Source organism: Nonomuraea sp. NPDC049607 (genome assembly GCF_040675375.1).
In the GTDB taxonomy this organism is placed as follows: domain Bacteria; phylum Actinomycetota; class Actinomycetes; order Streptosporangiales; family Streptosporangiaceae; genus Nonomuraea.
Map to the genome: position 1 here is coordinate 19,546 of NZ_JBFAOV010000009.1, position 18,832 is coordinate 38,377.

At 72.0% G+C, this 18,832-nt stretch carries 17 protein-coding genes; 11 read left to right on the forward strand and 6 right to left on the reverse strand.

The window, feature by feature from the left end:
• The first annotated feature begins 80 nt into the window (after positions 1–80).
• Complete coding sequence (locus AB0J97_RS19335) at positions 81–407, forward strand: DUF5709 domain-containing protein (RefSeq protein WP_357697814.1); 327 nt, start codon at positions 81–83, stop codon at positions 405–407.
• An 18-nt stretch (positions 408–425) separates the two neighbouring features.
• Here AB0J97_RS19335 and AB0J97_RS19340 read toward each other — a convergent pair whose 3' ends face one another.
• The 3 genes from AB0J97_RS19340 to ppgK form a co-directional block, all read right to left on the reverse strand.
• Positions 426–1,091: an HAD family hydrolase gene (locus tag AB0J97_RS19340; protein ID WP_364090359.1), complete on the reverse strand. Its 666-nt coding sequence runs from the start codon at positions 1,089–1,091 to the stop codon at positions 426–428.
• A gap of 31 nt (positions 1,092–1,122) precedes the next feature.
• Complete coding sequence (gene hrpA, locus AB0J97_RS19345) at positions 1,123–4,995, reverse strand: ATP-dependent RNA helicase HrpA (RefSeq protein WP_364090362.1); 3,873 nt, start codon at positions 4,993–4,995, stop codon at positions 1,123–1,125.
• Positions 4,996–5,099: 104 nt separating this feature from the next.
• On the reverse strand, positions 5,100–5,828 hold the full coding sequence (gene ppgK / locus AB0J97_RS19350) for a polyphosphate--glucose phosphotransferase (protein ID WP_364090365.1): 729 nt from the start codon (positions 5,826–5,828) through the stop codon (positions 5,100–5,102).
• 119 nt (positions 5,829–5,947) lie between these two features.
• Here ppgK and AB0J97_RS19355 point away from each other — a divergent pair, with 119 nt between their 5' ends.
• Positions 5,948–7,069, forward strand: a complete 1,122-nt coding sequence (locus tag AB0J97_RS19355) for a TIGR03118 family protein (RefSeq protein WP_357697806.1) — start codon at positions 5,948–5,950, stop codon at positions 7,067–7,069.
• Positions 7,070–7,313: 244 nt separating this feature from the next.
• Positions 7,314–7,676 carry a hypothetical protein gene (locus tag AB0J97_RS19360; protein WP_364090368.1) on the forward strand — a complete coding sequence of 121 codons (363 nt, stop codon included), beginning with the start codon at positions 7,314–7,316 and terminating at the stop codon, positions 7,674–7,676.
• A 55-nt stretch (positions 7,677–7,731) separates the two neighbouring features.
• On the opposite strand, the gene AB0J97_RS19365 is transcribed toward AB0J97_RS19360, so the two are convergent.
• Positions 7,732–8,316: an HAD-IA family hydrolase gene (locus tag AB0J97_RS19365; RefSeq protein ID WP_364090371.1), complete on the reverse strand. Its 585-nt coding sequence runs from the start codon at positions 8,314–8,316 to the stop codon at positions 7,732–7,734.
• 126 nt (positions 8,317–8,442) lie between these two features.
• On the opposite strand from AB0J97_RS19365, the gene AB0J97_RS19370 reads away from it, so the two are divergent.
• The 4 genes from AB0J97_RS19370 to AB0J97_RS19385 are packed head-to-tail and all read left to right on the forward strand — an operon-like array spanning position 8,443 to position 12,905.
• Positions 8,443–9,261 carry a DUF4253 domain-containing protein gene (locus AB0J97_RS19370; protein ID WP_364090374.1) on the forward strand — a complete coding sequence of 273 codons (819 nt, stop codon included), beginning with the start codon at positions 8,443–8,445 and terminating at the stop codon, positions 9,259–9,261.
• Between the two features lie 53 nt (positions 9,262–9,314).
• Positions 9,315–10,832, forward strand: coding sequence for a hypothetical protein (locus AB0J97_RS19375; protein WP_357697798.1), 1,518 nt, complete (start codon positions 9,315–9,317; stop codon positions 10,830–10,832).
• Positions 10,829–11,248, forward strand: a complete 420-nt coding sequence (locus tag AB0J97_RS19380; RefSeq protein WP_357697796.1) for a hypothetical protein — start codon at positions 10,829–10,831, stop codon at positions 11,246–11,248. Before AB0J97_RS19375 ends, AB0J97_RS19380 begins: the two co-directional genes overlap by 4 nt.
• Positions 11,249–11,285: 37 nt before the next feature.
• Positions 11,286–12,905, forward strand: a complete 1,620-nt coding sequence (locus AB0J97_RS19385; RefSeq protein ID WP_364090379.1) for an MFS transporter — start codon at positions 11,286–11,288, stop codon at positions 12,903–12,905.
• Between the two features lie 50 nt (positions 12,906–12,955).
• On the opposite strand, the gene AB0J97_RS19390 is transcribed toward AB0J97_RS19385, so the two are convergent.
• Positions 12,956–13,765, reverse strand: a complete 810-nt coding sequence (locus tag AB0J97_RS19390; protein WP_364090382.1) for an SAM-dependent methyltransferase — start codon at positions 13,763–13,765, stop codon at positions 12,956–12,958.
• Positions 13,766–13,955: 190 nt separating this feature from the next.
• The gene (locus AB0J97_RS19395) at positions 13,956–15,212 is read right to left on the reverse strand and encodes a Scr1 family TA system antitoxin-like transcriptional regulator (RefSeq protein WP_364090385.1); all 1,257 of its coding nucleotides are present in this window, start codon (positions 15,210–15,212) and stop codon (positions 13,956–13,958) included.
• 222 nt (positions 15,213–15,434) lie between these two features.
• On the opposite strand from AB0J97_RS19395, the gene AB0J97_RS19400 reads away from it, so the two are divergent.
• The 4 genes from AB0J97_RS19400 to AB0J97_RS19415 all read left to right on the forward strand — a co-directional run bounded on the left by AB0J97_RS19400 (position 15,435) and on the right by AB0J97_RS19415 (position 18,821).
• Positions 15,435–16,166: a hypothetical protein gene (locus AB0J97_RS19400; RefSeq protein ID WP_357697788.1), complete on the forward strand. Its 732-nt coding sequence runs from the start codon at positions 15,435–15,437 to the stop codon at positions 16,164–16,166.
• A gap of 495 nt (positions 16,167–16,661) precedes the next feature.
• Entirely contained in the window at positions 16,662–16,862 is a 201-nt protein-coding gene (locus AB0J97_RS19405) for a hypothetical protein (protein ID WP_364090389.1), read from the forward strand.
• 37 nt (positions 16,863–16,899) lie between these two features.
• The gene (locus AB0J97_RS19410) at positions 16,900–17,640 is read left to right on the forward strand and encodes a hypothetical protein (protein ID WP_357697784.1); all 741 of its coding nucleotides are present in this window, start codon (positions 16,900–16,902) and stop codon (positions 17,638–17,640) included.
• The gene (locus tag AB0J97_RS19415; RefSeq protein ID WP_364090392.1) at positions 17,637–18,821 is read left to right on the forward strand and encodes an FAD-dependent oxidoreductase; all 1,185 of its coding nucleotides are present in this window, start codon (positions 17,637–17,639) and stop codon (positions 18,819–18,821) included. Before AB0J97_RS19410 ends, AB0J97_RS19415 begins: the two co-directional genes overlap by 4 nt.
• The last annotated feature ends 11 nt before the right edge of the window (positions 18,822–18,832 follow it).

An 18,832-nucleotide genomic window follows, 5' to 3' on the forward strand; every position in this document is an offset into this window, starting at 1 on the left:
TGGACAAGGATGCGCTACCGGACGCCCTAAACCGGGCCAAGTCATAGGATTTCGGTCCGCATGGTGGGTAGGGGCGCAGTATGAGCGAACTACCTCCGGACCGATTCGGCATGGCCGACGAGCAGGACATCGAGGTCAGGGAGTGGACCGACGACCTCGGCCTGCACCACGAGGTCAAAGAGGACGACCCCCAGCGCGAGGCCACGCTCGACGAGCGGCTGCGCCAGGAGCTGCCCGACCGCCCGCGGCGCGCCCCGCGGGCGGAACACCGCCTGACCGAGCCCGACGAGGGCGCCCACCCCGACACCGAGGACGAGGCCATCGGCGTGGACTGGGACGCCGACCGGGAGGACCTGTCGGCCGAGGAACGCGCCCTGCGCATCGACCCCGACGAGGACCTCACCTGAGGGGGGTGCCGGAAACCCTCACATGAGCCGCCGCAGCGCCGGCAGCAGGTCGTGCAGGTCGTCGACGATCACGTCGGCGGTCTTGGCCTGCGGCCGCTCGGCGTGCAGGAAGCCCCACGGACCGCGGCGCAGCAACGCGGTGCGCATGCCCGCGCGGGCGGCGGGCAGCACGTCGTTGTCGAGCCGGTCGCCGACGTAGAGGATCTCGGCCGGCTCGCGCCCGGCCACCGAGGCCACCTTGGCGAAGAACTCCGGAGCGGGCTTGGACAACCCCCAGCCCTCGGAGGTGTGCACGGAGTCCACCGGCAGGTCCATCGCCACCAGGGCGTCGAAGGCCCGGCGGGGCTGGTTGCCGGCGATGATCACCTGGAACCCGGCCGCGCGCAGCGCCGCCAGGGCCACCCGCACGTCGGGGTAGAGGTCGTCGGCGTCGAAGTGGTTGCGCAGGCCGTCGGGGTCGTCGCGCTCCCAGGCGGCGATCTCGGCCTTCACGTCGAGCCCCGGCCGGACCAGCTCGAACGCCTCCCGGTGGGAACGGTCGAGCGCCGCCATGCCGCCGAGCGCGCCCATGAGCACGAACCTGCTCACCCCCAGCCGGTCGGCCCAGCGCGACCAGATGCGCGTCTCGTCGATCAGCGTCTCGCCGACGTCGAGCACGACGGCCTTGACGGCCTTGACCATCATTCCCCCTGTTCGTCCGTGTGCCGCCCCGAGCTCAGGGCCGCAGCTTCTCCATCGCCTTGGTGATGCGCTTCTCCGACACCGGCGTGGGGGTGCCGAGGGTCTGGGCGAAGAAGCTGACCCGCAGCTCCTCGATCATCCAGCGGATCTCCGTCACGTCGGGGTCGCCCCGGCGGGCCGGGTGGAGGCTCGCCAGCAGGTCCTGGTAGTCGTCCTCGATCTTGTGCACGCGGTCCATCCACTCCTCGTCCCGCCACGGCTCCTCGGGGAGCTTGGTGAGACGGCGCTCGATGGCCCGCAGGTAACGCAGGACGTCGGGCAGGCGGCGGGTGCCGGTGGCGGTGACGAAGCCCTTGAAGACGAGCTTGCCGAGCTGGTCGCGCACGTCGTCGGTCGAGGCGCTCGCGCGCAGGCCGTCGAGGCGGGTGCCCACGGCGTGCCAGACGCTCAGGATCTGCTCGACCTTGGCCAGCACGTCGGCCGCCGTGTCGTGCAGCTCGGCCCGGACGTGCTGGTAGAGGCGGTCGAACCCGGCCGGGTCCCAGGCCGGGCCGCCGAGGTCGAGCATCAGCTTGTCGACGGCCGCGTTGACCACGTCGTCGAACAGCGCCACGGCGCCGCCGTGGGGGCTGCGGGACAGGGCCAGCTTGGCCTGGTTGGACAGGCCGCCGAGCAGGGACCTGGCCGGGTTGGTGACGTTGAGCAGGAGCAGCCGGCGGGTGCCGGGCCAGTGGGCGCGGCGCTGCTCGGCGGCCGTCTCGAAGATCTTGACGGAGACCGAGTCGCCCGCGTCGACGAGCGCCGGGTAGCCCTTCATCCGGCCCTGCTCGAACACCTTGGGCAGGGTGCCGAAGCTCCAGGTCCGCAGGCCCGTGCGCTCCAGGTCGTCGCCGGCCTCCGACAGGGTCTTGCGCAGGCGCGGCGCGAGCCGGCGTTTGAGCGCGTCGAGGTCCTTGTCCTCGGCGACCGTGCGCTTGCGCTCGTCGATCACCCGGTAGGTGATGCGCAGGTGGTCGGGCACCTGGTCGAGCTGCCAGGCGTCGTGCGGCACCCGGACGCCGGTGAGCCGCAGCAGCTCGCGCTCGACGGCCTCCAGCAGCGGCTCGCCGCCCTGCCTGACCCCGGCCAGCACCTGCTTGGCGTAGTTGGGGGCGGGCACGAAGTTGCGGCGCACGTGTTTGGGCAGCGACCGGATCAACGCGGTGATCAGATCTTCACGCAGGCCCGGGATCTGCCAGTCGAACCCGTCGGCGTTGACCTGGTTGAGCACCTGCAACGGCACGTGGACGGTGACGCCGTCGGCGTTGGCGCCCGGCTCGAACTGGTAGGTCAGCTTCATCCGCTGACCGAGCTGCTTCCAGGTGTCGGGATAGTCGCGGGCGCTGATGTCGGCGCCCTCGTTGACCAGCATCTCCGGCGAGAACGTGAGCAGCTCGGGCTGCTCCCGCCCGGCCTTCTTCCACCAGGAGTCGAAGTGCCTGGCCGAGACGACGTCGGCGGGGACGCGCTGGTCGTAGAAGTCGTACAGGACCTCCTCGTCGACCATGATGTCGCGGCGGCGGGCCCGGTTCTCCAGCTCCTCGACCTCTTCGAGCAGCCGGCGGTTGTCCTTCAGGAAGCGGTGGTGGGTGTCCCAGTCGCCCTCGACCAGGGCGTGCCGGATGAACAGCTCGCGCGACAGGTCGGGGTCGACGCGACCGTAGTTGACCTTGCGGCCGACGACGAGCGGCACGCCGTAGAGGGTGACCTTCTCCAGGGCGATCACCGCGCCCTGGTTCTTCTCCCAGTGGGGCTCGGAGTAGGTGCGCTTGACCAGGTGCTGGGCCAGCGGCTCGACCCAGTCGGGCTCGATCTTGGCGTTGACCCGGGCCCACAGCCGCGAGGTCTCGACCAGCTCGGCCGACATCACCCACTGCGGCTGCTTCTTGGCCAGCGCCGAGCCCGGGAAGATGGCGAAGCGGGCGTTGCGCGCGCCGATGTACTCCTGCATGGGCCGCCGCCCGTCGGCGGCGCGCTGCTTGTCCATGACGTCCTTGACGCCGATGTGCGACAGCAGGCCGACCAGCAGCGACACGTGCACCTGGTAGGGGTCGGCGGCCACGCTGCCGGGCTGTGCGCCGAGCGCCTGGCGGACCTGGCTGTAGATGTCCTGCCACTCGCGGACCCGCAGGTAGTTGAGGAACTCGGCCTTGCACAGCCGCCGGAACGCGCTGGAGGACAGCTCCTTCTGCTTGTCGCGCAGGTAGTTCCACAGGTTGAGGTAGGTCAGGAAGTCGGACTCGGGGTCGGCGAAGCGCCGGTGCTTCTCGTCGGCCTGCTGCTGCTTGTCGGACGGCCGCTCGCGCGGGTCCTGGATGGACAGCGCGGAGGCGATCACCATCACCTCGCGCAGGCAGCCGTTCTTCTCGGCCTCCAGCACCATGCGGCCCAGGCGCGGGTCGACCGGCAGGGTCGCCAGCTTGCGGCCGACGCCGGTGAGCTTGCCCTGGGCGTCGAACGCGCCCAGCTCGTGGAGCAGGTTGACGCCGTCCTTGACCTGGCGGCGGTCGGGCGGCTCGACGAACGGGAACGCCTCGATGTCGCCCAGCCCGATCGAGGTCATCTGCAGGATGACCGAGGCCAGGTTGGTGCGCAGGATCTCCGGGTCGGTGAACTCCGGCCTGCCGAGGAAGTCCTCCTCCTCGTAGAGCCGGATGCAGATGCCGTCGGAGGTGCGGCCCGAGCGGCCCTTGCGCTGGTTGGCACTGGCCTGCGAGATGGGCTCGATGGGCAGGCGCTGCACCTTGGTGCGATGGCTGTAGCGGGAGATGCGCGCGAAGCCCGGGTCGACCACGTACTTGATGCCGGGGACGGTCAGCGAGGTCTCGGCCACGTTGGTCGCCAGGACGATCCGGCGGCCGGTGTGGCGCTGGAAGACGCGGTGCTGCTCGGCGGCGCTCAGCCGGGCATAGAGCGGCAGGATCTCGGTGTTGCGGAAGTCGGCCTTGGTCAGGGCGTCGGCGGCGTCGCGGATCTCCCGCTCGCCGGACAGGAAGACCAGGATGTCGCCGGGCCCCTCGGTGACCAGCTCGCGGCAGGCGTCGACGATGCCGCCGGTCTGGTCGTCGTCCTCCGCCAGCGGGCGGTAGCGGACCTCGACCGGGTAGGTGCGGCCGGAGACCTCGATGATCGGCGCGTCGCCGAAGTGGCGGGAGAAACGCTCGGGGTCGATGGTGGCGCTGGTGATGATGACCTTGAGGTCGGGGCGCTGCGGGAGGAGCTGCTTGAGGTAGCCGAGGATGAAGTCGATGTTGAGGCTGCGCTCGTGGGCCTCGTCGATGATCAGCGTGTCGTACTGGTCGAGCATGCGGTCGTTCTGCAGCTCGGCCAGCAGGATGCCGTCGGTCATCAGCTTGACCAGGGTGCGGTCGCTCGCCTGGTCGGTGAAGCGGACCTTGTAGCCGACGACCTCGCCGAGCTCGGTGCCGAGCTCCTCGGCGACGCGCTCGGCGACGGTGCGGGCGGCGATGCGGCGCGGCTGGGTGTGGCCGATCAGGCCGCGCACGCCGCGCCCGAGCTCAAGGCAGATCTTGGGGATCTGGGTGGTCTTGCCGGACCCGGTCTCGCCCGCGACGATCACGACCTGGTGGTCGCGGATGGCGGCCAGGATGTCGTCCTTGCGCTGGGAGACCGGCAGGTTCTCCGGATACTGGACCTGCGGCACGGCCTCGCGGCGGCGCGCCAGCCGCTGCTCGGCCCGCTCGACGTCGGCGAGGATCTCGGTGGCGATCTTGTCCCGGGCGTCACGGGAGCGGACCCGGCGCATGCCGTCGAGCCTGCGCCGCAGCCGCCGCTGGTCGCGCGGCATGAGCTCGGGCAGGCGGGACTGGAGGTCGGCGAGCGGAGAGGACAACGGAGGCGTTCCCATACTGCTTTCAGGATATTTGAGCCCCGTGGCCCCGGAGCCAACGGCCCATGGTGCCCGACACGGGCCGCCTCCCGCATCCCAATATCGCCGCGCCGCCCGTCCCCCTATCCGGCCGACCGGCTGGCGGCGTGGCGGGCGGCGCCGATGATGCCGGCCTCGTTCTGCAGGGCGGCGGGGACCACGGGCGTGTCGAGGGTGACGTGCGGCAGGAACTTGTCGGCCTTCTTGCTCACGCCGCCGCCGATCACGATCAGGCCCGGCGAGAACAGCATCTCCACGTGCCTGAGGTACTCCTCGACCCGATCGGCCCACTTCTCCCAGCTCAGGTCGTGCTCCTCGCGGGCCCGCGCCGACGCGCGCTCCTCGGCGTCCTTGCCGCGCAGTTCCAGGTGGCCGAGCTCGGTGTTGCAGACGAGTGTGCCGTCGGCGAACAGGGCGCTGCCGATGCCCGTGCCGAAGGTCAGGATCAGCACGGTCCCCTTCTGGTCGCGGCCCCTGCCGAAGGTCATCTCGGCGATGCCGGCGGCGTCGGCGTCGTTCAGCACCGTCGCGCCACCGAACAGCCGGGCGGCGTCGACGCCGATCCACGAGTGGTGGACGTTGGCCGCCGTGTGCACGACCCCGTCGACGACGACGCCGGGGAAGGTCACGCCGACCGGGCCGTCCCAGTCGAAGTGCTCGACGATCTGACCCACCACCTCGGCCACCCCTTCGGGCTTGGCCGGCTGGGGCGTGGCGATGCGCAACCGCTCCTTGACGAGCTCTCCGGCCTCGGTGTCGACCGGGGCGCCCTTGATTCCCGAGCCGCCGATGTCGATGCCCAACACGTTCATGACTCTCCTTCTCCCCCGCCCTGGACGGGAAAACTCGCCTACCGATATTTCCGGCCCGGCTGAACCCGCTCCACGCCCTCCGCGTATCTCGCGTCACAAGCGCTAACTAGGAGGCACGGATGCGACTCCGCATCATCACACTCTGCGCTGTCGCGGCCGTCGCGGGAGCGACTCTCACCGCCCCCGCACACGCGACCACCAGGACCCGTTTCGACGTCATCAACCTGGTGTCGGACGTCAAGGGCAAGGCCCCGGTCACCGACCCCAAGGTCGTCAACCCGTGGGGCCTGGCCATGGGCAAGACGTTGTGGGTCTCCAACGCGGGCACCGGCACCGCCACCGTCTACTCCGGCACGGGCAAGAAGGAGAAGACCGAGGTGTGGATCCCGGGCGGCTCCCCGACCGGCCAGGTGTTCAACCCGGGTGACGGCTTCACCGTGAAGGGGCGGCCCGCCACGTTCATCTTCTGCAGCCCGAGCGGCGCGATCACCGGCTGGAACGCCGAGGCGGACCCGGCCAACGCCGTCATCGCCGCGTTCACCCGCGGCGCCGACTACAAGGGCCTGGAGCTCGTCCGGACCGGCGACGGCGACTTCCTGCTGGCCGCCGACTTCGCCCACGGGCGCGTGCACGCCTTCGACGAGAACTTCCGGCGCATCCGCCTGGCCGGCTGGCAGTTCCAGGACTCGCAGGTCCCGCGCGGCTACAACGCCTACAACGTGGCCGTGGTCAACGGCAGCGTCTGGGTGTCGTACGCGCTGCGCGACCGTGCCACCGGCAAGCCCGTCTTCGGCGCCGGCAAGGGCTTCGTGAGCCGTTTCAACGCCGACGGCCGCCTGACCGGCCGCATCTCCAAGGTCGGGCTCAACGCCCCCTGGGCCATGACCGCCGCGCCGCGCGGCTGGGGCCAGTACGCGGGCGCCCTGCTGGTCGGCAACTTCGGCGACGGCACCGTGCACGCCTACAAGAACAACCGCCACCTGGGCGCGATCACCACGTCCAACGGCCGTCCCGTCACGCTCCCCGGCCTGTGGGACCTCGAACCCGGCACCGCGGCCACCGGCGGCGTCAACACGCTGTGGTTCTCGGCCGGCATCGACGGCGCCAAGCACGGCCTGATCGGGATGATCGCCCCCGCCGGCACCAAGCCCACCTCCTCGGCCGCCCCCGCGAGCACGCCGGCGCCCACGCCGCGCTCCGCCCCCAAGACGAAGTCGCCCTACGGCGGCGGTGGTTACTGACCCCCGGGGGCCCTCGACGTTTCCGGCGCGGCCGGCGCGAGCCGCGCCGGAAACACCTCCCACCTGGCGGGATCTCCGGAAAACCTGCGAATCACGTATGGACACGGAATGCGACGGAGCAGATACTCAACGTGTCAGCACCCTCGTCCCTGCTCTCACGTCTCCCCCCACAGCACCGCACAAGCCGGCGTGCCGCGTGCTGCCCGGAAACCGTGACCGTCAGGGAACAGGCCAAGGAGAGACCATGCCATCGAAGAAGTCTCTGTTCCTTTCCGTCGCCGCCCTCGCCACCGCGGCCTGCGTGACGGCCACCGTCGTGGCGCTCCAGGCGTCCAGCCCCGTCTCGGCGGCCACCCGGCAGGCGGCGCTGCCGCCCGGCTACCAGCTCGTCACCCTGCCCAACGCGAACGTCCCCAACTTCCAGCGCCGCACGGTCTACTGCCCGGGGGGCAAGCACGTCCTCGGCGGCGGCGGCGAGGCCCGCGGCAACGGCGCGATCCTGGTGGGGTCGTTCCCCACCGATGACGCCCGCGGCTGGATCGCCCTCGGCCGCCAGATCGGCTACAACGACGTCGGCATCAGCGTGTTCGCCATCTGCGCCGACTGACCTCGCCGACGGCCCCGCCCGCTTCCCCGCGGGCGGGGCCGTCGCACGTCCTCGCTCAGAGGTGACCGAGGACGGCCGCCAGGTCGGCGACGCTCCGGTAGTGCACGCCCGTCATGCCGAGCGCCCTGGCGGCCTCCACGTTCGGCAGCCGGTCGTCGACGAACAGGCAGCGCGCGGGGTCGGCCCCGGCGCGTTCGGCGGCGATCTCGTAGATGCGCGGATCGGGCTTGGCCACCCCGACCCTGGCGCTGCTGACCAGGTCGTCGGCGAAGTAGGTGAGGCCCAGCCGGTCGAGGTGCTCCTCCACGGTGTCCATGGCATTGGTCACGATGATCACCGGCACGTGCTGCTGCGCCTTGGCCAGCAGCGCCCTGACCTCCTCGTCCACCCGGAACGGCACCGCCCCGAACTCGGCCACCGCCTGCCTGGCGCGTTCGTCGCCGCCGAGGGCGACCGCGACCGCGTCCAGCCACTCGCGCTCGGTCATCCGGCCCAGCGTGGCGGGCTCGATCAGCTCCGGGGCGAAGGCCGTGGCCATGAGCGGCAGGGCGTACCTGGCCTCGATCTCGGCCTGGACGGTGTGGTCGAAGAGGCGGAGCACGCCATCAAGATCGGTGAGAACCGCGTCGAAGGGGATCACAGCCATCATTGTGCCGTGAAGCACCGCATCCGCTGGTCCGAGAAGGTTTCGCGTGCCACCAAAGACCCGGGGCGACCCGCGGCACTACCATCTCCGAGACGGGATTCGGTATCGGAACGGTAGGGCATGGACGATCACCAGCTGCCACCTGAGTTGTGCCAGCTGTTCGCCGACGGCGGCAAGGGGCGCAGACTGCCCCCGGGCCTGCCCGAAGGCGACGTGGTCTGGCCCGACCCGGCCTACACCCGGCAGGTCGCGGCGGCCCGGCCGGCGTTCTGGATGAGCGACGAGCGCGCCGCGGGCGAGGACTGGTCGTTCATGCGGGTCTGGCATCCGCACAGCGGCCTGTGGCCGGTCCTGCTCGACGAGTCGGCCCAGCCGTGGGCGATCGGGCAGATCGTGCCCGACGACCCGCTGCTGATCGGCCACTTCACCGCCGAGGGGTTCATGACCGAGGTGTGGCAGGAGTGGGTGTCGCAGATGCCGCGCGACGCACTGGCGGAGTTAGAGCCGTACGGGGCGCTCTGCCCGGGGCTGGCGCCGCCGGGGGTGCCCCGCGCCGACCCCGGCGACGTGGCCGACTGGCTGGCCCGCGAGCTGGCGCCCAAGGGCATGCCGCTCGGGCTGGTGGCGGCCGGGCGGGGGGCCGACGCGCTGGCGGTCATGGGCTGGCAGGGCGCGCTGCACCACAACGAGTGGATGGTGCCGCTGGCGGCCGTGGTGCGGAGCTGGGAGGACCGGTTCGGGGCCCGCGTGGTGAGCGTCGGGTTCAACACGCTCGACCTGAGCGTGGCCGCGCCGCCCGCCGACCCCGAGCACGCCCTGCACGTCGCCGCCGAGCACTGGGCGTTCTGCCCCGACAACGTCGTGCAGGGGCCGGGCGACCTCCAGGGGTACGCCGAGCAGATCATCGGGCAACACGCCTGGTCGTTCTGGTGGGACTGAATGCCCGGCTTTTACGCTAGCTTTAACCGCGACAGGGAGGGCTCGGTCACAGAATGTCACGGGGAGACCTGACTCCGGAGCTACTGCATTCCTCGTCCTGGACGGACCGGCTGGTGCAGGCGGCCGGCATCCCCGTCCATGACGTGCCGCTGGTGTCGGTGGGCGGCGGGCTGGGCTCGTTCACCCTGGTCGACGTGTTGCGCGTCCGGGGCGTGCCGATCCCCGCGATGCGGGTGCTGTCCACCAGCGACACACCGTGGCAGACGTGGGAGTACCTGACCCGCGTCTCCCAGTTGCCCGCGCACGAGCGCATCCGCTCCGACGCCGGCGCGCGTCCCGACAACATCTGGGGCTTCCCCTCGTACGCGGTGCAGGAGGCGTGGCAGGACGGCTCGCTCAAGCCGATCCTCCAGGTGCTCGCCGAGCCGCTGTTCACCGACTTCTACAGCCCGCGCGCCGGGCTGGTCACGCAGACCGTGCGGCGCGAGGCCGACCGCATCGGCTACTGGCACATGCTGGCCAAGGGCCAGGTGCGCATGGTCAGGAAACGGCTGGGCGGCGGGTACTTCACCGTGCTCACGCCGCCGTCGGGCACCTCGCCGACCAAGCGGGTGGTGCTGCGCTCCCAGTACGTGCACCTGGCCGTCGGCTACCCGGGGCTGAAGTTCCTCGACGACCTCCAGGAGTTCCGGCAGGCCAAGGGCGAGCGGTACCGGGTGGTCAACGCGTACGAGCCGCACGAGCACGTCTACGACCAGTTGCGCAAGCGTCCCGGGGTGGTGGTCGTGCGCGGCGCCGGGATCGTGGCCTCGCGGGTGCTCCAGCGCCTGATGGACGACCGTGAGCGGTACGGCCTGCACACCCAGATCGTCCACCTGTTCCGCACGTACGTGGCCGGCCCGCACGGCCCCAGCGTCTTCATGCGGCGCCAGGGCGGCGACGGCTGGGCCTACCAGGCGTTCACGATGCCCAAGTCGGCCTTCGGCGGCCAGCTCAAGGCCCGTTTCAGGAAGGCCACGCCCGAGCAGCGCGCCGCGATCTCCAAGACGGTGGCCGGCACCACCACCCCGAAGCTGGCCCGCTGGCAGGAGCAGATGCGCAGGGGCCGCCAGGGCAACTGGTACCACCCCACCCAGGCCGTGGTCGACCGCATCGAGCAGGCCCCCGACGGCCGCCTGGTCACCCACACCAGCAGCGTGCACGCCGCCGCCATGCAGTACGTGTCCGACTTCATCATCGACTGCACCGGGCTGGAGGCCGACATGCCGGAGCACCGCGTGCTCGACGACCTGCTGCGGCACGGCGGCGCCCAGCCCAACAAGGCCGGCCGGCTGCGCGTCGGCCCGCATTTCGAGGTGCTCGGCGCCGAGAGCGAGGGCGGCGTCCTGTACGCCTCGGGCGCCGCCACGGCCGGCAACCACTTCCTGGCCGTGGACAGCTTCCTGGGCATGCAGACCGCCGCGCTCGACATCGCCGCCGACCTGACCAGGCGCGGGTTCTGCAAGGGGCTCGGGCCGATGAGGTCCGCCGCCCAGTGGCTGCGGTGGGCGGCGAACAGGAGGCCCGCTTGATCCCGACGCTGGCCGGGCGGTTGCAGACCCGGCTGTTCACGCTGGCCACCGTGGGCGCGGCGCTGACCGCGCTGATCACCCTGGTGCTGCCGATGTCCTTCAAGGACGCCTATCTCGTGCTGCTGGCCGTCGCCGTCGCGGGCGTCGGCTGGGAGCTGCTGTACCACCTGCTCATGCAGTTCCGCTGGGACAAGGACTGGCCGACGCTGTTCGGGCTGGTCACGGCCGTGCCCGAGGGGCTGCTGACGTGGCTGCTGCTGGACGGCGGGCTCGTTCCCGGGGTCACCGGCCCGGTCGGCGTGGGGGCGTTCGCGGTGATGTTCGCCTTCGTCTGGCTCGGCCAGTGGTTGTTCGTGAACGGGCCGATGCGGGTGTTGTTCGTCGAATGGCGGCTGCGCGGCGGCCGCCTGCTCTGATCACGGATCTGCTCACTGATCTGCTCACGGAGGGGCAATGGGGGGCGTCGAGCTGGCTCGACCGCTGTACTTCTGGCTCGGTTTCCTGGCCACGGTGGCCGGGGTCGTGCTGCATCTGCCGATGTACCTGCACGGCGCCGACATGCACTACCGCCTGGCGGGCATGCCGATGGACCCGCCGATGGCGATCGGCATGGCGCTGATCGTGGCGGGGCTGGCGGTCACCGCGTACGGGCTGATCCCGCCCGGCGCGCTCACCGCCCGGCCCGCCGCCGAGGTACGCGTCCGCGCGCTGGACGACGCGCGCATGCGGCCGGCGCACATCGGGCTGATCGTGGTCATGTCGGTCGCAGTGATCATCGACGCCATGAAGCCGATCACGCTCGGCTTCGTCGCACCCGGCATGGCCAAGGAGTACGGCCTGAAGTCCGCGCTCAACCCGGCCGGCGAGCTGCCCGTGGCGCTGCTGCCGCTGGCCGGGCTCACCGGGACGGTGCTCGGCTCGCTGCTGTGGGGCTGGATGGGCGACAAGATCGGGCGCAAGCCGTCGATCCTGTTCGCCGGGGTGCTGTTCATCGGCACCGCGATCTGCGGCGTCATGCCCGACTTCGAATGGAACCTGGCCATGTGCGTGGCCATGGGGCTGGGCGCGGGCGGCATGCTGCCGATCACGTTCTCGCTGCTGGCCGAGACGATCCCGCCCCGCCACAAGGGCTGGGTGATGGTGCTCATCGGCGGCAACCTGGCCGTCGCCTACCTGGCGGCGAGCTGGCTGTCGGCGTCGCTGGCGCCGACGTTCTCCTGGCGGGTCCTGTGGCTGGTCGGGCTGCCGACCGGGGTGTTCCTCATCCTGCTCAACCGGTTCATCCCCGAGTCGCCGCGCTTCCTGCTCGCGCACGGCCGCGACGCCGAGGCCCGCGCGGTCCTGGCCCGGTACGGCGCGGCCGCCACCACCGAGGAGGCCGCGCAGGAGGTCACCGCCGACGTCGAGCGCGTCGAGGACGAGCACGCGGGCGGCTACTCGCGGCTGTTCCGCCGCCCGTTCACCGGGCTGACGGTGGCGGTCGTGGTCCTCGGGCTGAGCATCGGCCTGGTCACGTACGGCTTCCAGCTCTGGATCCCGTCGAACCTGCAGAAACTGGGCCTCGACCAGCAGACGGCCGACCGGGCGCTGCGCGACTCGACGCTGCTGGGCCTGCCGCTGATCTTCATCTCGGCCGCCATGTACGGCCTGTGGAGCGCGAAGAAGACGATCGTCACGCTGTCGGCGCTGGTGGGGGCGGCGCTGGCGGTGCTGGCCCTCTCCGGCGAGACGCTGGCGCACGACCGTACCTGGCTGTACCTGCTGCTGGCCGGGCCGATCGTGGGGACGGCGACGATCGCGGCGGTGCTGGCGGCCTACAGCTCGGAGATCTACCCGACCCGGGTGCGCTCGCGCGGCTCGGGGTTGTCGGCGGGGATGGGCAAGGCGGGCGGCGTGGCCGTGACCGCCGTGCTGGTGGCCGGGGCCGCGGCGCCGTCGATCGGCACGACCGCGCTGCTCGGGGCGGTCCCGCTGGTCCTGGCCGTGGTGGCGGTGCTGGCGTTCGGGGTCGAGCCGTCCAAGGGCGCGGCCGGCGAACCGGCCACGCCCGCCACCGCCTCCACCGGCGCCTGACACCCGGAGACGCCGCGCCGCGGCCCCAGCCCACGGCCCCGGCCCCGGCTTCAGGGGACGCGGGCCACGGCGCCGTACGTGCCCGACGAGCTCGGCCGGTCGGAGCAGGCGACGCCGGAGCCGTCGGGCCGCCACTCCGGGACCCACACCAGCCCCGGGTCGACCAGCACCAGACCGTCGAGCAGCGCCGCCACCTGCTGCCTGCCGCGGATCGCGTGGCCGGGCAACGTCATGGCCAGCAGGTCGCGGATCGCCGGCAGCAGCTCGCCGGGCACGCCGTCGAACGTCGTCTGCACCAGCGACAGGTAACTGCCGTCCGGCGCCGCCCGGCGGACCCGTTCGAGCGCGTAGTGGACGTACGCGTCGTCGGCCAGGCTGTGGGTGGACAGCAGCAGCACGGCCAAGGGACGGTCCCAGTCGAGGAAGCGCCGCACCACCCCGTCGTCGAGGATGGCGTCGATCTCCCGCACGTCGCCCTCGACCACGCGGACCAGGTCGGTGATCGGCTCGATGGTGGCCCGCGCGAGGGCCAGCACCATGGGATCGTTCTCCACGTAGACCACCCGGGCGGGCGCGCCGCCTGGGCCTCCCATGGCCACGTCGTGCAATTGCCGGCCCGCGGGAAGACCGCTGGGCACGCCGCTTCCCACAATGATGAACTGGTCCACGCCTTCCGCCGCCAAATGACGGACCACGCGCACCAGGAATTGCAGGACGGCCCGTGCGGCGGTGGTCGTCACGGACGCGGCCTGGTCATATCGGCGCACCAGATCGCGGTCGGCCGAGAAGTTGTTCTTCCCGCCCGCGGCCGCGTCGAGCACCCGGGTTGTCGTCGCTCGGGTCATCTCCAGCTTTGCCAAGTTTCGGATGGCACGCTGACGCATTGAGTGTTGCCCCTTTCCCCTCGCCCACTATCTCGGGAAAAGATGTCCTTTCGGACCCCACTCGATGACCCAGACCATATGATCCTCGATACGCGCCGGAAGACAACAGGAAAAGCATTAATTCTACGGAAATATGCCTTACCTGAATGGCCCGCCCGTCAGGAGATCATTTTCCGATCGAGCGCGAGAGGCGTTCGCGGTGGGCCTCCAGCACCTCGTACGTCTCCTCGCGGGTGGTGGTCGTCACCGACAACTTCGTGAACGCCTGGTGGTAGGTCTCGACCGCGGCGACGTCGGTGATCAGCTCGTCGGACTCGATGCCGTGGGCGCAGGCGACGTCGGGCTCGAACGCCTCGGCGAAGCGCCACAGCGTGAACGGGCCGGTGCGCGGCACGTACGCGGGGTCGTCGACCGGCACGACGTGCAGCGAGACGTTGGGCCGCTTGGCGTGGTCGAGCAGCAGGTCGAGCTGGCGGAGCTGGGCGTGCGGGCCGACGATCGAGCGCAGCAGCACGGCCTCGTCGATCACCGCCCACAACACCGTGTCACCGGCCGCGGACAGCACCTCCTGGCGGGCCATGACCAGCGCCAGGGCCTCCTCCACCGACGGCTGCCCGAGCGTGGCGGGCCCGGCCACGGTGAGCGCGGCCCGCGCGTAGTCCTCGGTCTGCAACATCGGCGGGACGAACTGCGGATGGTACGTGCGGATCACCGTGGCCCGCTGCTCCAGCGCGTACGCGGTGGCCAGCCAGACGGGCACCGACTGGGCGTCGTACCAGGCGGCCTCGCGCTCGCCCCTGGCCAGGGAGAGCACGTACTCACGGACGGGCGGGGCGGTGACGCCGTAGAGGCCTAGCAGGCGCTCGACGGTGATCGGCGTGGGCGCGAGGCGGCCCTCCTCGATGGCGGGGATCGCGGCGGCGCCCCTGCCGAGCGCGATCTCGACCTGCTCGACCGAGAGCTGCACGCCCATGCGCAGGCCGTGGAGCCGCTTGCCGAGCGCGCGGCGCTGGGAGTCGTTGAGCGGCGTGGCGGCGTCGGGGATCTCGGGGGCCGGCTCCGGCTCACCGGGCAGCCCCTCGGCCCGGCGCGCGAGCTCGACCACGCCGCGCAGGACGGCCAGCGACCCCTCGGACAGCCCGGAGGCCGACAGGCCGATCGCGGCCGCCCGGAGTTGCAGGTCCTCGACCGCGCCGGACTCGTAGTGCTCGTCGCCGACCAGCCAGCCGACGCTCACCTGGAGGCAGGCGGCCAGCGCCCGGAGCACCTGGAGCGTCGGGTTGGTCTGCTTGCCGGTGCGGAGCTGGCTGACGTAGGCGCGCGTGATGGGTATGCCCGCCTCGGTGAGGGCGGAGGCGACCTGCGCGCCTGTGAAGCCGCGCTTGGTCAGCGCGAGATCGAGCCGTTCGGCGAAGTTCGCCACGGCGCACCTCCTACCGCCCGTGAACTTTTCCCAGCCTAAGGTACGAGACCCCCACTGTCCCCTGCCACGCGGGCCAGCTCTGCCCGGCGGGTAGGTACCAACTTATTCGCAAAGTGTGAGTTGACATAGCCCCTCTTTCCAGCACAGTATCGGAGCGCGTGGTAACTGTGGCTTAACAGCCCGGACGATTCGCGAGAGTCTCCGGGGAGGAGGTGGCCGGACGTGACCATGGACTCCCTCGGCGGCTCGCGCTTCCTGGAAGATCCGGTCTCCCGGGGGCAGGAGCAGGTGGTCCGGCGCATCTGCGCGCGGGTCGCCGGCCCGCTGACGAGCCGTGACGTCCATGTCGCCGAGCTGCCGCTCGGCGGGGTCGAGGTCTGGCTGGACAGCCCGCGCCACCGCTGGCGGCTCCACCACCGCATGGCCCGCGAGCTGCGGCTGGCCGGCTGGCACACCGAGCCCGGGGCCGACCGGCTGCTGCTGCTCGGCTGGAGCGCGGTCTGCCTGGGCCACCGCGCCAGGATGCTGGGCGCGGCCCTGTCCGGCCGGCTGGCCCACTTCGACCGCACGTCGTTCGCGGCCGTCATGATCGCCACCCGGCTGCGGCACGAGGGGCTGCCCGCCGCCGAGCTGCCCGCCGCGGTGGTCGACCGCTGCCGCGACGCGCTGCGCTGGCCCGCCCGGCTGGCCGACCTCGACGGCCTCGAACGCAGGTCGTCGCTGGAACCCATCAGGCTCAGGCTGGCCCAGGTGGCCGGGCTGGAGTCGAAGGTGGGCCGGCGCTGCGCCGAGCACCTCGCGCTGGCCTCCAGGGTCGCGCGCACGGTGGCCGGCGACGCGCCGCCCGTCCGCTCGCGCGCCTCCGGGCCGCGTGCGGGGCTGACCGAGCGCATGGTCTGCGTCAGCGTGCCCAACAGGACCGCCGCCGCGCTCGATCCGGAGACGGCGCGATGACGCCGATCTTCCTCGCCCGACGCCGGGCCTCGCCGCCCACCGACCCGCCGACCCGGCACGCGGCCACGTCGGCTGCCGCTGCGACGGCCAAGGTGGCGGCCCTCATGCGGCCGGCTCCGGCTCTACCCCATCCCTCCGGCACCGTGTGTCACGTGCTCGACAAAGTCGGCACGGTGCTGACGGCCGGCGCGGTAGCGGCTGGCGTGCTGGCCAACTCAAGGGGTAGTGCCTGGGGCCGGCTTTCCTCGCGGTCGTCCGCCCGTGATCGGGCGGCGGCCTCCTCGATCGGGGAGGCGGGCCCGCCCGGCTCCCCGATCGACCCCACCGGCACGGCGGCGACGCCGGGCGCGACGATCGGCGTGACGGGCGCCACGACTCTGATCGACCGCCCCCTCCGGGGGCCGGCATCCGTGCGGGCCCCCGTGCCGGTGGCCATGACCTCCGCGGGCCGCGCCCGGCCCGCTTCACCCGGATCCGCGACTGACAGGAGTGATCATGCTCACCGACGAGGTGTCCAGGCGGCAGCCGCACGAAGTGCACGCCCGGGGCGCGCGGCCCCAGCCCGCGGAGTCCAGGGGCGAGGGCCGGGACGAGCCGGCACGGGCCGAGGCCCCGGCGCGCACCGTCCACCGGCTGCGCCGGATCCGGCAGGTGTCCGTCCAGGCGATCGGCGAGATCGACCAGGCGCTGGCCTGACCGTCATGCGCACGGTCCACGACCCGGAAGGTGTGAGATGAGCCGCGGCAGGGTGGGCGTGATCGTCGCCCCCGCCAATCCCTCGGCGGAGCCCGAGCTGACCCGCCTGCTCGGCTCGCGCGCCGACATGCACGTCACCCGCTTCCCCGTGCACCGGGGAGTGGCGCTCGCCGAACGACTGGAGAGCTACAACGAGGCGCTGCCCGGCATGGTCTGCGCGTTCGACGGCCTGCCGCTCGACGCCCTGGTCATGGCCTGCAGCGAGGCGCGCTACCTGCTGGGGCCCGACGAGGACGGCGACCAGTGCGCCCGGCTGTCGGCCTCGACCGGCGTGCCGTTCGCGTCCTCCACACAGGCCACCAGGGAGGCGGTCGAGCACGTCGGCGCGAGCGACATCGTGCTGGTCTCGCCGTACCAGCCGTGGCTGACCGAGCTGGCCGAGCGCTTCTGGAAGACGGCGGGGCTCAACGTCACGCAGGTCGTCCAGGTGCGGGCCGCCAAGGGCGGCTACTCCTCCTACGCGGTCACCCCGGCCGAGCTGATCACTCAGGTCGAGCGGGCCGAGGTGCCCGGCGACGCGGTGCTGCTGTTCACCGGCACCGGCATGGCCACGCTGCCCGTGCTCGGGCCGCTCAGCGCCGGCAACGACCGCACGCTGCTCACGTCCAACCTCTGCACCGCCTGGTGGGCCCTGTCGCGGGCCATCGGCGAGCACGTCACGCTCAGCCGGGTGCCCTACCGCCGCCACATGGCGGAACAGGGGAGGCGCCCCGCATGAACGGCGTCATCGTGGTCGGGGCCGGCCCGGCGGGGCTGACCGCGGCGCTCTCGCTGGCCAGGGCCGGGATCCCGGTCACCGTGCTGGAACGGGAGAACGAGCTCGCCGTGCAGGCGCGGGCCTGCACCTTCCACCCGGCCACGCTCGACCTGCTCGACGAGCTGGGCGTGGCCTCGCAACTCGTCGCCAAGGGCCGCGTGGTCGACCGGGTGCAGTGGCGTGACCGCTCGGGGATCGTGCTGGCCGAGATGGGCATGAACCGGCTCAACGGCCTGACCAAGCACCCGTTCAAGCTCCACGCCGACCAGGCCGCGCTCATCCCGCTGCTGCTCGCGGCCCTGAACGCCTACCCCGACGTCGACGTGCGCTTCGGCACGCGCGTCGACGGGGTCTCCGAGGGGGGCACCGGCATCCGGGTCCGCGTCGGCCACACCTGGACGCGGGCCCGGTACATGATCGCCGCCGACGGCGGCCACAGCACGGTACGCGGCTCGCTCGGGCTGCCCTTCCCCCGGTCGGCCTACCCGACACAGGCGCTGCGGGTGTTCACCGACTCGCCGCTCGACCGGCTGCTGCCGAGCCTGGCGCCGCTCACCCACGTCCGCGACGTGCAGCAGTCGTGCACGCTGCTCGCGCTGCCCGACCACTGGCGGATCATCTTCAGGATCCCTTGCGACGCCACCGAGCCGCTGTCCTCGCCCAACGTCTCGATGCTGGTCCGCCGCGCCCTGCCGGGGGCGAGCGGGCCCATCCACGTGACCGGGGCCGACCGGTTCGGGCTGTCCAGGGGCGTGCTGACCTCCTACCGCTGCGGACGGGTGCTGTTCGTCGGCGACGCCGCCCACCTGACCTCCACGGTCGGCGGCCTCAACATGAACGCCGGCATCCACGACGCCGCCGAGGTCGGCCAGGTGATCGCGGCCGTGCTCGGCGGTTTCGCGCCGCCCACCGCGCTGGAGGCGTGGGCGTGGCGGCGGCGGTCCGTGCTGCTGCAGCGGGTGATGCCGCGCGGCGGGACGCGGCCGGCCGGCGTGCGCGAGCGCGACAGCGCCCGGCTGGCCGCGGCGATGGCCGGGCTGCGGGCCATCGCCGGCGACCCGGAGGCCACGCGGGCCTATCTCGCGCAGGCCTCGCTGCTCGACACCGTTCCCGGATCCACCGGCGGAGCCCGGCCCGTCTGAGACACCGCTGA

Excerpts from the sequence above, each read along its gene's own strand:
- AB0J97_RS19360 (WP_364090368.1), top strand. The coding sequence starts at position 7,314 with ATGCCATCGAAGAAGTCTCTGTTCCTTTCCGTCGCCGCCCTCGCCACC.
- hrpA (WP_364090362.1), bottom strand. The coding sequence starts at position 4,995 with ATGGGAACGCCTCCGTTGTCCTCTCCGCTCGCCGACCTCCAGTCCCGC.
- ppgK (WP_364090365.1), bottom strand. The coding sequence starts at position 5,828 with ATGAACGTGTTGGGCATCGACATCGGCGGCTCGGGAATCAAGGGCGCC.
- AB0J97_RS19355 (WP_357697806.1), top strand. The coding sequence starts at position 5,948 with ATGCGACTCCGCATCATCACACTCTGCGCTGTCGCGGCCGTCGCGGGA.
- AB0J97_RS19410 (WP_357697784.1), top strand. The coding sequence starts at position 16,900 with ATGAGCCGCGGCAGGGTGGGCGTGATCGTCGCCCCCGCCAATCCCTCG.
- AB0J97_RS19405 (WP_364090389.1), top strand. The coding sequence starts at position 16,662 with ATGCTCACCGACGAGGTGTCCAGGCGGCAGCCGCACGAAGTGCACGCC.
- AB0J97_RS19335 (WP_357697814.1), top strand. The coding sequence starts at position 81 with ATGAGCGAACTACCTCCGGACCGATTCGGCATGGCCGACGAGCAGGAC.
- AB0J97_RS19385 (WP_364090379.1), top strand. The coding sequence starts at position 11,286 with ATGGGGGGCGTCGAGCTGGCTCGACCGCTGTACTTCTGGCTCGGTTTC.
- AB0J97_RS19340 (WP_364090359.1), bottom strand. The coding sequence starts at position 1,091 with ATGATGGTCAAGGCCGTCAAGGCCGTCGTGCTCGACGTCGGCGAGACG.
- AB0J97_RS19415 (WP_364090392.1), top strand. The coding sequence starts at position 17,637 with ATGAACGGCGTCATCGTGGTCGGGGCCGGCCCGGCGGGGCTGACCGCG.
- AB0J97_RS19370 (WP_364090374.1), top strand. The coding sequence starts at position 8,443 with ATGGACGATCACCAGCTGCCACCTGAGTTGTGCCAGCTGTTCGCCGAC.
- AB0J97_RS19375 (WP_357697798.1), top strand. The coding sequence starts at position 9,315 with ATGTCACGGGGAGACCTGACTCCGGAGCTACTGCATTCCTCGTCCTGG.